A 13,501-nucleotide genomic window follows, 5' to 3' on the forward strand; every position below is an offset into this window, starting at 1 on the left:
GTCGTCGGCGAGGTGGGCAACGGCTGGAATCAACTCATGGCCGGACTCAACACCGAGCGACTCATCCTCGCGGCCATGCGATGCCGCAGAACCTGGAACGACCCAATGGGACGCCCGAACTGTTTGCGCTCGGTGATGAACGCCAGTGTGTCGGCAAATGATCGCTCGGCCACACCGAGTTGCATGGCCGCGAGGATGAGTCGCTCGGTGTTGAGTCCGGCCATGAGTTGATTCCAGCCGTTGCCCACCTCGCCGACGACAATCCCACCAAGCTCCTCCCCCGCGAGGCCTCGATGGCAAAACTCAAAGCCACCGAAACCTCCAAGCGCATGACCATCGATGCCATGCAGATGATGGGAGGCTACGGCTACGCAACGGAATTCGACGCCGAGCGCTTGATGCGTGGCGCGATCATCTCGACGGTCTACGGTGGCACCAATGAGATCCAGCGCGACATCATCGGCAAGACCTTCGGACTCTGACGGGTCGAGGGCGCCGCGACGGATTCCTCGGCGCCCTCAACTGTCCGAAGAGGTTGCCGCGCACCTGAGACACCGCATCATGACCGCCGACATCAGACCCGGCGAATTCATCAGGCTCGACGACGTCGCAGCCGAGCTGGGCGTCAGTGTGACCCCTGTGCGCGAGGCGTTGCTGACCCTGCGTGGCGAGGGCATGGTCGACCTCGAGCCGCACCGCGGATATCGCGTCGGTCCGCTCGACCGTGTCGACGTCGACGACCTGTTCTGGCTGCAGGGCGAGATCGCGGTGCGGCTCGCTCTGCGCACGGCAGCCGCGGTGACATCCGACGACCTCGACGAGTTGCAGTGGTGGACGCGACGACTGCGCACAGCCGTCGAGAGTGGCGATGAGAATGGCGTCATCGAGGCGGAGTTCGAGTTTCACCGCGCGCACAACGTCATCGCGGGAGGCACCAAGTTGGCATGGTTCCTCCTAGCGGCAACGCGGTACACACCCGCACGGCTCTACGCCAACGACCCCGAGTGGGGGTACACCGCGGTCGACAGCCATGAACGACTGATCGACGCCTACCGTTCATCCGACGTCGACGAGGCGGTGGCGCAGACGCGTCGCCAATTCACCGATGGCGCTGCACGTTTGACTCGCCACCTCGAACAGAGCGGCATCTGGGGCGCAACCGGCTCAAACCGAACCCAGGTCTGACGCGACCCACTGTTGCGGTCGCACAACGACTTTCGTCTGCGTACCGTGCTCAGAGGTGGCGAATTCGACGTAGCCCGCGACTTTGTCGGCGGGCAGATACCGCGTCGCCATCTCGACGAGATCGTCCTTGGTTCCGTCGACGTAGTCGATCACCTGACCCGACACCGCGGCGTAAGCAATCGTTGGCGAGACCACCTCGGCCATGACGGTGCAGCGCCCGGCTGCACGCAACAGCGAGATCTTGCGTGACTCGGCACCTGTCAAAAACCACAGGTCGCCGCCGGGACTGTACTGATACCAGATCGGCACCACCAGGGGCGCGCGGTCGGCGCCCGCCTCTATCGAGAGCGCGCCGATGTGCGGCTGCGCGAGAAATGCTTGCCGTTGTTCCTTGTTCATCGCCATGAACCCGAGGCTAGTGATTTCCTTCGTCGAGCGTCGGCACCCGGCCCTACGGCCGCAACTCAGTGGGCGAGCTTGAGGCCGACCACGGAGACGATGATGAGAAAGATCAAGCCGGCCTTGATCAGGGATGCTGATTCCGCACCGGTCACCATCGCATACGTAACTGTCAGCGCGGCTCCGATACCCACCCAGATCGCGTAGGCGGTACCAGTTGGCAACTCCCGCAACGCAAACGCCAGCCCGGCCATCGATCCGATGAGCGCGACGGCGAAAACAATTGTGGGGACGATCTGGGTGAACCCGTGCGACTTACCGAGAGCGGTCGCCCATACAGCTTCGAGAACACCAGAAATGATCAACACGATCCACGACACGAGACGTCGAACCTCCGAGCGCCGTCTTGTCGCTGGCCGGGTACGGCACGCCTCGTCCGGGTGTCAGCATTGACTATGTCAATACTAGCAAATCGGACACCCGCAAAATTCCTGGCGCGCGACGCTACTCCGACGAACCGCCCTTGCCGACTGCGACCACTCCCGCCCCCACCACCACGACCGCAAGGCCGAAGATCGTGTAGAGCCAGGCGGCGACCCCGCCACCGTAGTTGGCGATGTCACCGATACCTGCAGCGGCGAAGATGAGTCCCATCGCGATTGCCAGTCCGGGAAGTACATAGAAGAGCGGTGAATGCGTTGACACGGCGTTGACCTCCTCGACACTCCCACCTTCCGTCGCTGTCCGACGGAAGTGTTGGTCACGATCAACGTTAGAACCAGCTCCACGCCCACGACAGGGTATTTGGTCGAGTCTCCGTCGCCCCCGGGGGACGACGAAACGCGGTCTACTGGTTCGAGTCCAGTTGGGAGCACGACATACCGGTACGTCCGTGGAGGCCTGAGCGGTCGGTGACTTCGATGTGTCCTCGACGGCGCCCGCTGCCGTCACGATGACCGTGACGGATGGTGACGGGATCATCGACGAGGAAGCGCGACGAACTCGACGACGACCCTAAGCCTGGGTTGTTACGCGCACCGCGTTGACGCGCGGCCGCTCGTAGGGTGTCAGCCTTGATAACGACGTTCCGCTCGCCACCCGGCCCACGCCGCTGCCGGGTACACCGTTCTGCTCCCAGCGTCTGGCACTCATCTGGCACTTAGCACGCCCATCAAAGCAAAAAACCGCCTGAGAACAGGCGGTTTTCTTGCTCCCCCAACTGGACTCGAACCAGTAACCGTTCGATTAACAGTCGAATGCTCTGCCAATTGAGCTATGGGGGATTGCTCTCGATTCGGGCGCCGCGAAGAGCACCAGAACCGAACGCTGACTCTAGCGTATCGGACCCCAGCTCAACAAAACGCCTGCTAGATCGCGTAGCGCATCCGGCCTCGCAGCGCCCCGAACGCACTGCTTTCTGCGACGCTGGCTCCCGCTACCCGCCTTGGGAGATGATGTGTGCGATATTTCGTTCCGCTACCGCAGTGATCGTGAGCGTCGGGTTCGACGCCCCTGCCGAGCCCGGGATCATCGCACCATCGTTGACGTAGAGGTTCTTGTACCCCTTGACCCGTCCGTACGCATCGCATGCGGTGCCGAGATCGGCGCCGCCTAGTCCGTGAGCCCACATGAGGTCGGGCTCGTACACGACAGCGTCAACCGGGAGACCGGACCGATCTGCGAGTCGGTGAGCGATCCTCATCGAATTTGCCGCAACGCCGCCGTTACCTCCCGCCGGCCAGTCAAGGACGACGGTTCCAGAGTCGCGTCGGTAGCGAAAAACGCCGCGCGTGGGATCGACTGAGGTCAATCCCGCCTTTATCACAGATGTATTCGACGCAGCAACGACCGATTCCATCGGCCCCAAGGAATATGTGCTGTTGACGACACATCGCGCATAGTGACCCTCAGTATCGAAGAAGCCAACAGCGCCCACCGCAGATTGGTCCTTCTTCTTACCACTGACCGCGACATCGAAATTGGCATTACCGTTATTTCCCCAAGCAGCGCCAATGTACTCATTCAGATTGGGCAATGTCCCACTATCACGCGCTTTGACCAAGAGCCTGTTGGTGTTGAGGCTGCCCGCAGCCACCACGAGTCGGTCAGTTGTCAGTATTCGCTTGGCCAACACATCGCCGTACGGGCTTAAATAGTCCACATCGAGTACAAATCGCCCAGACCTCTCAATATGAATATCGTTGACCTGGTGCCGGGGATGCACTGTGGCCTTGCCAGTACTTTCTGCGCGCGGAATGTAAGTGAATGTCAGCGAGTTCAACGAACCATTCGATCGTGCACCAGCGCTAGTGATGGTCATCGGCTTCGCACGGCCGGCAATTTCGTCGCGCACCACATTCCACCGCCAGTTTCCTGGCACGAAGTAGGGACTGTACTTCGCATTCTTCGCTACTCGCCAAAAATCGCGGGCATTGTCAAAGCTGGAGTGCCGGTACACATCCGAGGGCACGGTCGTCGCGCCGAGGCCCGCAAGAGCCTTCGGATACCAGATGCGCGCCATTTCGTCGTAGTCAACAACGCCGCGAAACACCTGGTCGAATGGCACCCTCAGCGACTGCGCCGTGATCCCGATATACACCACCGAGCCCCCGCCGACCGCCGCGCCGCACATGAGAACCGAATTGTTGTGCCAACTCACCTCGAAGAGTCCACCGAAGTCATCAACTGACGCCATCGATCCCAAGGTTTCTGCGTATGCCGGAATCGCCAAAGTAGAAGTCAGCGACTTCTCGGCCAGCGACTTACTCGGATGCCAGAACATCCTGCCATCCGATGATCCGTAGATGTCCCGCCACGGGTCTGTTGGCCACCGAGAACCACGCTCGAGAAGCGTCGTCTGAATTCCGGCCTCGGCCAACCTGAGCGCACTGACAGAGCCGCCGAATCCGCTTCCGATAACGATGGCCTCAGAGTGTTGCCTTGGCGCCGGAACAGGCATGAATATCTCCGGCACGACCGATTCGTACCGTCCGTGAGCCGAAGGCGCAGCCAGCACCTTTCCAGCCCCGAATATCTCAGCAATTCCTCCGGCCGCAGCCCCCGCAATACTCATCTTCAGAAAGGCACGACGATCCATCGATTCCCCCAAAACGCCAAGAGTCTGCCCCGGTGACATCTCCATGTCTGACTCAGTGTGCGTAGAACTTACCGCAGGATTCGACAACGAGCACTCCGAGTACGACGTGGCGGAGAGGGGTTTGGTCCGGTTGATCTACACCGGAACCAGTGCCGGGCGTAGCGAGCACATCGTCAGTCCAGGCGTTCTCCTACCGAAAGCCAGGACCTCCACCGAAATCAGTCGTGCGTGGGGCGGGCGGGGCTCGAACCCGCGACCTACGGATTATGAGTCCGCGGCTCTAACCAACTGAGCTACCGCCCCGTTCGGGCACATGCCCGGTGGGAGATTACCGCACGGCCTCTTCGCCCAGACTCTCGCGGGTCGTCTCTCCCCCGTTGCAGCCGAACCGCCCGCCCGGTGACCCGACCCACATTCGCGCAACCACGAGTGAAACCTCGCGTCAACTGGCCGATCGGTCAGGTGTCGCCCCATACTTTCGGTAGGCCATCGCGCCGAGAATCCCGGTCGCTTCGCCGTCGCAGCGCCGCCGTCGCCCACTGTCCGAGCCCGAGGAGGCGAACTGATGAGTGCAGACCACATCTGGGGACGCCCGCGCCCTACGCCCGACCGCTGCGAAGGCCCCCACACGTACTCCGGTGGCTGCCGATACAACTCCGAGGACCCGCACCGGCCGATGTTCCCCGAGGAACTGCGACCCGGCGGCAGGCTCAACGCCGCCTGACCACCGTCATCCGGCGTCGACGACAGGGTCGACGGCCTGCTCGAGCAGACTGCGTCGATACGCCTCCAACGCCACGAGGTCGCCGAACACCGCGTGATAGCCGTCGGGGTCGTCACCTGGAGCCATGCGGCGCAGCCGTGACTTGATGTCGGCGATCTGCGCGCCGACCCAGACCTCCTGCAGTCGGGCAAGCACACTGCCGATGTAGCGCGAGATGTTCTGCTCGCTGACCGGCATCGGTTCGACAGCGAGCTCGGTCACCATCGGCCCGACGACCGGGTTGTCCACCTCGTGGTTGACGGCGTCGATCCACTCGGTGCCGCCCATCCCCGACGACGTGCCACCCAACGCCGACATCGCATTTCGCACGACGGTGTAGGCGGGTTCTGTGAAGCACTCCTCGGGCAGCGAATCGAAGACGGTTCCTGCGATTGCCGGGTACTGCAGTGCCGCCTTGAGCGCCTCGCGCTGCGGCCACAGGCGAGGGTCATCCGGGTTGGGTCGCCCGGGTCCCGGCGCCTTCTCCGCTTCGGGACGGTCACGACGCATCTGTCGCCCACGCCCAGACGCCGATGCACGTCCGTTCACCCGAGCGACGCGCGCACCCTCCTCACGCACCCGCGCGAGAACCTGCCCGACTTCTTCCCAGCCAACCCAACCGGCGAGCTGACGGGCGTACTCGTCGCGCAGTGCGACATCTTTGATGCGGGCCACCACAGGCACCGTGTCGCGCAGTGCGTGGACACGACCCTCCGCGGTGTTCAGATCAAACCCGGCCAGCAGGGCCTTGATGGCGAACTCGAACATCGGCACCCGACGCGCGATCAAATCCCGGACCGCGGTGTCTCCCCTGTTCTGCCGCAACTCGCATGGGTCCATACCCTCCGGCGCGATGGCGACGAAGGTCTGGCCCGCGATGGATTGCTCGCCCTCAAAAGCCTTGAGCGCCGCAGCTTTTCCGGCCGCGTCGCCGTCGAAGGTGTAGATCACCTCACCGCGGAAGTACGAGTCGTCCATCATCAGACGACGGATCAGCGCCAGGTGATCCTCACCGAATGCGGTGCCACACGAAGCGACGGCAGTCGTCACCCCGGACAGATGCATCGCCATCACGTCGGTGTATCCCTCGACCACGACGACCTGATGACTCTTGGCGATGTTCTTCTTGGCGTGATCGAGGCCGAACAATACCTGAGACTTCTTGTACAGCATGGTCTCCGGCGTGTTCATGTACTTGCCGAGGTTGTCGTCGTCGAACAGCTTGCGCGCACCGAAACCGATGATGTCTCCACCGAGATTGCGGATCGGCCACAGCAGACGGCGATGGAATCGGTCGATGGGCCCCTTGCGGCCCTGCTTCGACAGGCCGGCCGCCTCCAACTCGGCGAACTCGAAGCCCTGCGACAGCAACGCCTTGGTCATCGTGTCCCAGCCTGCGGGGGCGTATCCGCAGCCGAAGGTCGACGCCGCAGCGGCGTCGAAGTTCCGTTCGGTGAGGTAGTCGCGCGCAATCTGCGCGTCGGGGGTTCGCAACTGCTCGGCGTAATACTTCTGCGCGGCGGCGTTGGCAGCTACCAGGCGGGCGCGGGTTCCACGATCACGTGCGACCGACGTCCCGCCACCCTCGTAGTGGATCTGATATCCGATCCGGTCGGCGAGTTGCTCGACGGCCTCGACAAAGCTGACGTGCTCCTGCTTCTGCAAGAAGCTGTAGACGTCGCCACCCTCGCCGCATCCGAAGCAGTGGAAATGACCGTGATGGGGACGGACGTGAAACGACGGCGTCTTCTCGTCGTGAAAGGGACACAGTCCCTTGAGTCGGTCGGCACCTGCCGGACGCAGTGCGACGTAGTCGCCGATGATCTCCTCGATGCGTGTCTGTTCACGGATTGCCGTGATGTCACGATCGGGAATTCGGCCTGCCACGTGCCCAGTGTAGTGACCTCTGCGGCTCGCCTCGTCCGCTACATCCACAAGCGCGCGAGACTGCGCCCAACCCGCACGGCTTCCGAGGACGGATCGGCTACGGTCGAAAACGGGGGGCCGAGTCGTCGCACCGAGGAGCACCTATGGCTACATCGTCGTTGTCCACCGCAGAGCAGGCCCGACTCACCAGCGGCAAGAACTTCTGGCAGACCAAGTCCGAGGGCGACCTGCCGTCAATCGCAATGACGGACGGCCCGAACGGACTGCGCAAACAAGAGGGCTCCTCCGACGCCCTGGGCTTGTCGGAGAGCGTTCCCGCGACCTGCTTCCCGCCCGCTGTCGGACTCTCCCAGACCTGGAACCCCGACCTCGCGGACCGCATCGGCAAGGCCATCGGCACCGAGGCACTCGCCCGCCAGGTCTCGGTCGTTCTCGGCCCCGGCATCAACCTCAAGCGCTCCCCGCTCGGCGGCCGCAACTTCGAGTACTACTCCGAGGACCCGGTTCTCTCGGCAAGATTCGGCGAAGCATGGGTACGCGGCGTGCAGAGCGTCGACGTGGGTGCCTCGCTCAAGCACTTCGCGGCCAACAACCAGGAGACCGATCGCATGCGGGTGAGCGCCGCAATCGACGAGCGCACACTGCACGAGCTGTACCTTCGAGCGTTCGGCCACATCGTCCGCACCGCACGACCGTGGACGGTGATGTGCTCGTACAACCGGATCAACGGTATCCACGCGAGCGAGAGCCGCGAGCTACTCACCGAAATCCTCCGAGACACATGGGGATTCGACGGCGTGGTGATCAGCGACTGGGGTGCCGTGATCGACCGCGTTCGCTCGGTGGCCGCCGGACTCGACCTGATGATGCCGTTCGGGGGCGACGAACTCGACGACGACGTGGCGGCTGCCGTGGACGACGGCCGCCTCGACCCGCAGGCACTGCAGGAGTCTGCCGACCGGATGATCACGCTCGTCGAACGAGCAGCACCGCACATCCGTTCGGAGAACGGCACATTCGACGTCGACGCCCATCACTCGCTGGCGCGTGAGGCCGCGGCGCAGGCAATCGTGTTGTTGCGCAACGACGACAACCTTCTTCCCTTGGACAGCTCCGAAAAATTGGCCGTCATCGGCACGATGGCCGCGCAACCGCGCTATCAGGGCGGCGGGTCGTCGAAGGTCAACGCCACCAAGGTCGACATCCCGCTCGACGAGATCAAGCGGCACGCCGGCTCCGAAGTCGTCTACGCCGCCGGATACACCACCGACGACAACGATTCTCAGAACCGCAGCGACCTCATTTCCGATGCCGTCGCCGCGGCGCGATCTGCGACCAACGTCGTGCTGTTCCTCGGACTCGCCGAGCACCAGGAGTCGGAGGGATTCGACCGGACCACCATCGACCTTCCCTCCGATCAGCTAGAACTCGCGGAAGCGGTACTGGCCGTGAATCCTCGTACGGCCGTGGTGCTCTCACGCGGCGGAGTAATCCGCGTCGCGCCGCTCCTGGCGCCCGCGATCCTCGACGGCGCGCTCCTCGGACAGGCGGGCGGAGGCGCCATCGCCGACGTTCTGTTCGGCAGCGTCAATCCGTCCGGGCGACTGTCGGAGACCATTCCGCTGCGTCTCGAGGACAACCCGAGCTACCTGAACTTTCCCGGCGAGTTCCAACACGTCACCTACGGCGAGGGACTGTTCATCGGCTACCGCTGGTACGACGCGCGCAGAATGAACGTCTCCTATCCGTTCGGACATGGCTTGACCTACACCGACTTCGACTACCGCGACCTCTCGGTCACCCAGGATGTCGACGGTCTGACCGTCGAGGTGACCGTCGCGAACGTCGGCAAGGTCGACGGACGCGAGGTCGTGCAGGTGTATTCAGGCATCGAGACGTCGTCGGTCTCGCGGCCGGTGCGCGAACTGAAGGCGTTCGCGAGCGTCGACGTCAAGGCGGGCGACGAGCAGCGCGTGACCATCAGCGTGCCGCGAGAGGCGTTGGCGTACTGGGATGTTCGCGTCCACGATTTCCTCGTCGAAGGCGGAACGTATCGGATCGACGTGGGAGCGTCGAGTCGCGATATCCGCCTGCACGCCGACGTCGAGGTCAAGGGAGACGAGATCTCCGTCCCACTGACCACCAATTCGACGATCGCCGAGGTGGTTTCAGTCCCCAGCGGCAAGGACGCGTTGACCGAATTGGTCAAGAGCTCCTTCCCCGACGTGACCGAGGCCGACGGCCCGGGGCTGCTCGCCATGATCGGCTCGGTGCCTGTCGACAGGTTGCCGGAGTTCACCACCGGCGCGGTCACCAAGAAGGCGCTGGCGGAGAAGCTCGACGCCGTCAACGCCGGGAACTCATCCGGCCAGTAGTATCAGCCCAGGTGCGCCTGGGCGCCGGAGTTCTGTTTGTCCATCCGTTCGAGGCGTCCCTCGGTCATCGAGGCGATCTGGTCGACGATGACACGCAGTCGCGCGGCGTCGGTCTCGGCGGCCTGCCAGGTCGGGACGAAGATCGGATCGAGTCCCCCGGGGGCCGCGGCCATCAACCACCCGGCGACCCGGTGTATGCGCTCGCGTTGGCGTGCCTGGTGCGACTTGTGGCGTTCGTTGGAGAAGATGAATCGCAGTGCCAAGGTCTTGAGGATCGCAACCTCGGCAGCGATCAGCGGTGGCACCGTCAGGTCGGCGTCGTAGCGAGAAATCGACCGCCCGCCGACCTGTCCTCGGGTACCCGTGATGGCGGCGGACGCGAACCTGCCGATGAGTTCACTCGTGAGTCTCTTGAGCCGCACCGACGCGTCGAGACTGCCGTCGAACACCCCGACCGCCCGCACGATGTCCATCTGAGAGAGCCTGCCCGCGGCGTCGATCAGCGGTTCCGGTTCGAGCTCGGGAAATTCTGCGACGCCAATCGCCGCCAGCGTGCGTTGATCGTCCGGGTCGCCGAGTGACCGGAGATCGATGCGGTTGGCGATGACGCCGTCTTCGAGGTCGTGTACCGAATACGCGACATCGTCCGACCAGTCCATGACCTGCGCTTCAATGCACTGCCGATCGCCGGGCGCACCCTGCCGAACCCACGCCAGGGTATCGGCGTCGTCGTCGTATGCTCCGAACTTGCGGGCCGGTGGCCGACGCAGCCACGGGTATTTGAGAGTCGCGTCCAGCGACGCGCGAGTCAGGTTCAGACCCGCGGACGCGCCGTTGGCGTCGAGGAGTTTCGGTTCGAGCCGCGTGAGAATGCGCAGGTTCTGCGCATTGCCCTCGAACCCACCGATGTCGACGGCGACCTCGTCAAGCGCTCGTTCGCCGTTGTGTCCGTACGGCGGATGCCCGATGTCGTGGGCGAGACCCGCGAGTTCGACGAGGTCCGGTTCGCAGCCGAGACCGATCGCGATCCCCCGCCCGATCTGCCCGACCTCGAGCGAATGCGTGAGACGGGTACGCGGAGTGTCGCCCTCGCGTGGTCCGACGACCTGGGTTTTGTCGGCGAGCCGACGCAATGCGGCCGAATGGAGTACGCGCGCACGGTCACGCGCGTACTCACTGCGGTGATCTGTCCTGGTGCCGGGCAGGCTGGCCGTCTTCGCACCCTCGCGAACGATGCGCTCGACGGCCTCCTCGCCGTACTCGGCAGTCGGAGGTATACCGGTCCGGCCAGAGAGCGGGGTACTAGTCAAGCACCCAGCCCCGACCGACCGCGAAGTCGGTGACGCGCTGACGGATGGCGACGATCTGCTTGGCAGTCAGGTCGCCGGAGGCGTCGAGGAGCAGTTCGGTGATCTCCTCGGTGAACGCCGCCGAATCGAGTGACCCGCCGCCTCCGCGCGGACGTCGACGGTCAGCTCCATGCGAGCGATCGGAACCGTGTGAGCGACCGTGGTGATCGTGCGAATCGCGACGATGCGGGCGCCCCGATCCCGACTCGTCGGCCGGCGCTTCTTCGGTGACCGCGACGTTGACCGCCTTGGCTCCGCGATCGGTTTCCTCGATGTCGAACGAGACCTTGGCACCTGGCTTCAACGAATCCTCGTCGATGTCGATGTCATTGATGTGCAAGAACACATCGGCACCGCCCGACTCCGGGGCCAAGAATCCGAATCCTCTATTCGTGTCGTAATGAACGACTTTCCCGCTGACCGCCACGACTCCACTCACTCTCCTCGCCGCCCGGTCGGACCCCGTGTCCGGCCGCGCACGGCAAATCTCCTCAATTGTGACAGACCACCGCAGGTCAGGCCTACTCAACGACCGACCCGCGACCCGACGTCACGCCCCGAGCAGTTTGCTCCCCAGATATTCGACGACGCGGTCCAACGCGATGCGCTCCTGGCTCATCGTGTCGCGTTCGCGAATCGTGACGGCCTGATCGTCGAGGGTGTCGAAATCGACCGTTACGCAGAACGGCGTTCCGACCTCGTCCTGCCTGCGGTACCGCTTGCCGATCCCCTGTGCGTCGTCGAAGTCGACGTTCCAGTACTTGCGCAACTCTGCGGCGAGATCCTTGGCCTTCGGTGACAGCTTCTCGTTGCGCGAGAGAGGCAACACCGCCACCTTCACCGGGGCAAGTCGACGATCGAGCCGGAGCACGGTGCGGGTGTCGGTGCCGCCCTTGGCGTTCGGCACCTCTTCCTCGGTCAGCGCGTCGCACAGGAATGCCATCACCGAGCGGGTCAGACCAGCTGCGGGCTCGATCACATACGGGGTGTAGCGCTCGCCCGTCGCCTGGTCGAAGAACGACAGGTCTTCACCCGAATGCTTGGCGTGGGTGGACAGATCGAAGTCGGTGCGATTGGCGACGCCTTCGAGTTCGCCCCACGGGTTACCCGAGAAGCCGAACTTGTACTCGACGTCGACGGTGCGCTTGGAGTAGTGCGACAGCTTTTCCTTGGGGTGGTCGTACAGCCGCAGATTCTCCGGATTGATACCGAGATCGGTGTACCAGGCGAATCGCTGATCGATCCAGTACTGGTGCCATTCCTCGTCTTCACCCGGCTTGACGAAGAACTCCATCTCCATCTGCTCGAACTCGCGGGTGCGGAAGATGAAGTTGCCCGGGGTGATCTCGTTGCGGAAACTCTTGCCGATCTGCGCGATACCGAACGGCGGCTTCTTGCGCGAGGTCGTCATGACGTTCTTGAAGTTGACGAAGATTCCCTGCGCGGTCTCCGGACGGAGGTAGTGCAGCCCCTCCTCGTCGTCGACGGGCCCCAGATAGGTCTTCATCAGGCCACTGAACGCACGCGGCTCGGTCCAATTGCCCGGCTGGCCCGTCTCCGGGTCGTTGATGTCGGCAAGACCGTTCTCGGGCGGGTGGCCGTGCTTGACCTCGTAGGCCTCGATCAGGTGGTCGGCGCGGTAGCGCTTGTGGGTGTAGAGCGATTCGACGAGCGGATCGGTGAAGACCTCGACGTGACCACTGGCTTCCCACACTGGCCTCGGGAGGATGACCGACGAATCGAGTCCGACGACGTCGTCACGACTGGTGACCATGCTCCGCCACCACTGCCGCTTGATGTTCTCCTTGAGCTCCACTCCAAGCGGGCCGTAGTCCCATGCCGACCGTGTCCCGCCGTAGATCTCGCCGCTCGGGTACACAAGACCCCGACGCTTGGCGAGGTTGACGACGGCTTCGACTTTGGCAGGGGCAGCATTCGACGGGCGGGAGGCCACAGGGATCTTTCTCCACGGACGTTGGGACAGGTCACAAACTTCTCGCCGACGCGCAGGCCGGCAACCCTTACAGCCTAGCCGTCGGCCGACGACGCCTGACCAGCGCCGTCGCGCATCCCCTGGCGCGGGCAATGCAACCAGTGGGGCGTCGACCACAAATGACAACCACTTCCTTTAAGATGGAGGGATGGGAACTCGCGGCCAGTGTTCAGACGACCTCGGCTCGCGCAGCGTCGGCGCCCGCGACGTTGCTGCGCGCGAGGCCGCCAGCGACCTGCTCAGAGCACTCGCATCGCCCATGCGGATCGCCATCGTGCTCGCGCTGCAGGAAGACGCCCGCGTCCTTCAGTACGCGCAGGTGTTGGCTGACCAGGGGCTGGCTCACGCCGAGCGAGCCGACCAGCTCGTGCACGCAGCGGGCGTCTTCCTGCAGCGCGAGCACGATGGCGATCCGCATGGGCGATGCGAGTGCTCTGAGCAGGTCGCTGGCGC

12 protein-coding genes, 2 tRNA genes, 2 pseudogenes and 1 riboswitch are annotated in these 13,501 nt (G+C 63.8%); of the genes and pseudogenes, 4 read left to right on the forward strand and 12 right to left on the reverse strand.

Going from position 1 to position 13,501, the window contains the following annotated elements; translation table 11 throughout:
• Positions 1-131: 131 nt before the first annotated feature.
• Positions 132-224 (reverse strand): annotated as a pseudogene (locus tag A5777_RS25855) (hypothetical protein); the annotation flags it as partial.
• Between the two features lie 15 nt (positions 225-239).
• Here A5777_RS25855 and A5777_RS20940 point away from each other — a divergent pair.
• Together A5777_RS20940 and A5777_RS20945 are read left to right on the forward strand one after the other, a co-directional pair.
• Positions 240-482, forward strand: a pseudogene (locus A5777_RS20940) (acyl-CoA dehydrogenase family protein); the annotation flags it as partial.
• Entirely contained in the window at positions 439-1,185 is a 747-nt protein-coding gene (locus A5777_RS20945; RefSeq protein ID WP_082933782.1) for a GntR family transcriptional regulator, read from the forward strand. The pseudogene A5777_RS20940 and the gene A5777_RS20945, both read left to right, overlap by 44 nt.
• Here the strand turns inward: A5777_RS20945 and A5777_RS20950 are convergent.
• The 6 genes from A5777_RS20950 to A5777_RS20975 form a co-directional block, all read right to left on the reverse strand.
• Positions 1,165-1,590, reverse strand: coding sequence for a pyridoxamine 5'-phosphate oxidase family protein (locus tag A5777_RS20950; RefSeq protein ID WP_064864282.1), 426 nt, complete (start codon positions 1,588-1,590; stop codon positions 1,165-1,167). The genes A5777_RS20945 and A5777_RS20950 overlap by 21 nt on opposite strands.
• Before the next feature lie 59 nt (positions 1,591-1,649).
• The gene (locus A5777_RS20955; protein WP_005206487.1) at positions 1,650-1,964 is read right to left on the reverse strand and encodes a DMT family transporter; all 315 of its coding nucleotides are present in this window, start codon (positions 1,962-1,964) and stop codon (positions 1,650-1,652) included.
• 15 nt (positions 1,965-1,979) lie between these two features.
• Positions 1,980-2,043, reverse strand: a riboswitch (guanidine-III (ykkC-III) riboswitch).
• Positions 2,044-2,088: 45 nt separating this feature from the next.
• Complete coding sequence (locus A5777_RS20960; RefSeq protein WP_064864284.1) at positions 2,089-2,289, reverse strand: hypothetical protein; 201 nt, start codon at positions 2,287-2,289, stop codon at positions 2,089-2,091.
• 505 nt (positions 2,290-2,794) lie between these two features.
• Positions 2,795-2,867 (reverse strand) — tRNA-Asn (locus A5777_RS20965).
• Between the two features lie 152 nt (positions 2,868-3,019).
• Entirely contained in the window at positions 3,020-4,726 is a 1,707-nt protein-coding gene (locus tag A5777_RS20970; RefSeq protein ID WP_231895146.1) for a GMC oxidoreductase, read from the reverse strand.
• Positions 4,727-4,910: 184 nt separating this feature from the next.
• Positions 4,911-4,984: transfer RNA gene (locus A5777_RS20975), tRNA-Ile, on the reverse strand.
• Between the two features lie 262 nt (positions 4,985-5,246).
• Here A5777_RS20975 and A5777_RS25105 point away from each other — a divergent pair.
• Positions 5,247-5,405, forward strand: a complete 159-nt coding sequence (locus A5777_RS25105) for a hypothetical protein (RefSeq protein ID WP_168431277.1) — start codon at positions 5,247-5,249, stop codon at positions 5,403-5,405.
• Between the two features lie 6 nt (positions 5,406-5,411).
• Here A5777_RS25105 and dnaG read toward each other — a convergent pair whose 3' ends face one another.
• The gene (gene dnaG, locus A5777_RS20980; protein ID WP_064864286.1) at positions 5,412-7,331 is read right to left on the reverse strand and encodes a DNA primase; all 1,920 of its coding nucleotides are present in this window, start codon (positions 7,329-7,331) and stop codon (positions 5,412-5,414) included.
• 143 nt (positions 7,332-7,474) lie between these two features.
• On the opposite strand from dnaG, the gene A5777_RS20985 reads away from it, so the two are divergent.
• A complete protein-coding gene (locus A5777_RS20985; RefSeq protein WP_064864288.1) occupies positions 7,475-9,706 on the forward strand; it encodes a glycoside hydrolase family 3 C-terminal domain-containing protein in 2,232 nt (743 codons plus the stop codon).
• Positions 9,707-9,708: 2 nt separating this feature from the next.
• Here A5777_RS20985 and A5777_RS20990 read toward each other — a convergent pair whose 3' ends face one another.
• The 4 genes from A5777_RS20990 to A5777_RS21005 form a co-directional block, all read right to left on the reverse strand.
• Positions 9,709-11,016: a deoxyguanosinetriphosphate triphosphohydrolase gene (locus A5777_RS20990; RefSeq protein WP_064864289.1), complete on the reverse strand. Its 1,308-nt coding sequence runs from the start codon at positions 11,014-11,016 to the stop codon at positions 9,709-9,711.
• On the reverse strand, positions 11,009-11,482 hold the full coding sequence (locus tag A5777_RS20995; RefSeq protein WP_005206492.1) for a cold-shock protein: 474 nt from the start codon (positions 11,480-11,482) through the stop codon (positions 11,009-11,011). The genes A5777_RS20990 and A5777_RS20995 overlap by 8 nt, the downstream gene beginning before the upstream one ends.
• Positions 11,483-11,605: 123 nt before the next feature.
• Entirely contained in the window at positions 11,606-13,009 is a 1,404-nt protein-coding gene (locus A5777_RS21000; RefSeq protein WP_064864290.1) for a glycine--tRNA ligase, read from the reverse strand.
• Between the two features lie 208 nt (positions 13,010-13,217).
• Positions 13,218-13,501 (reverse strand): ArsR/SmtB family transcription factor (locus A5777_RS21005; protein ID WP_231895147.1); only part of this gene is annotated, 284 nt, incomplete at its 5' end.

The sequence above is a fragment of the Gordonia sp. 852002-10350_SCH5691597 genome (assembly GCF_001665715.1).
In the GTDB taxonomy this organism is placed as follows: Bacteria; Actinomycetota; Actinomycetes; order Mycobacteriales; family Mycobacteriaceae; genus Gordonia; species Gordonia sputi.

Bases quoted from the DNA above. Each gene is read 5' to 3' on its own strand.
- A5777_RS20945 (WP_082933782.1), top strand. From the start codon at position 439: ATGAGATCCAGCGCGACATCATCGGCAAGACCTTCGGACTCTGACGGG.
- A5777_RS20950 (WP_064864282.1), bottom strand. From the start codon at position 1,590: ATGGCGATGAACAAGGAACAACGGCAAGCATTTCTCGCGCAGCCGCAC.
- A5777_RS25105 (WP_168431277.1), top strand. From the start codon at position 5,247: ATGAGTGCAGACCACATCTGGGGACGCCCGCGCCCTACGCCCGACCGC.
- A5777_RS20985 (WP_064864288.1), top strand. From the start codon at position 7,475: ATGGCTACATCGTCGTTGTCCACCGCAGAGCAGGCCCGACTCACCAGC.
- A5777_RS20970 (WP_231895146.1), bottom strand. From the start codon at position 4,726: ATGGAGATGTCACCGGGGCAGACTCTTGGCGTTTTGGGGGAATCGATG.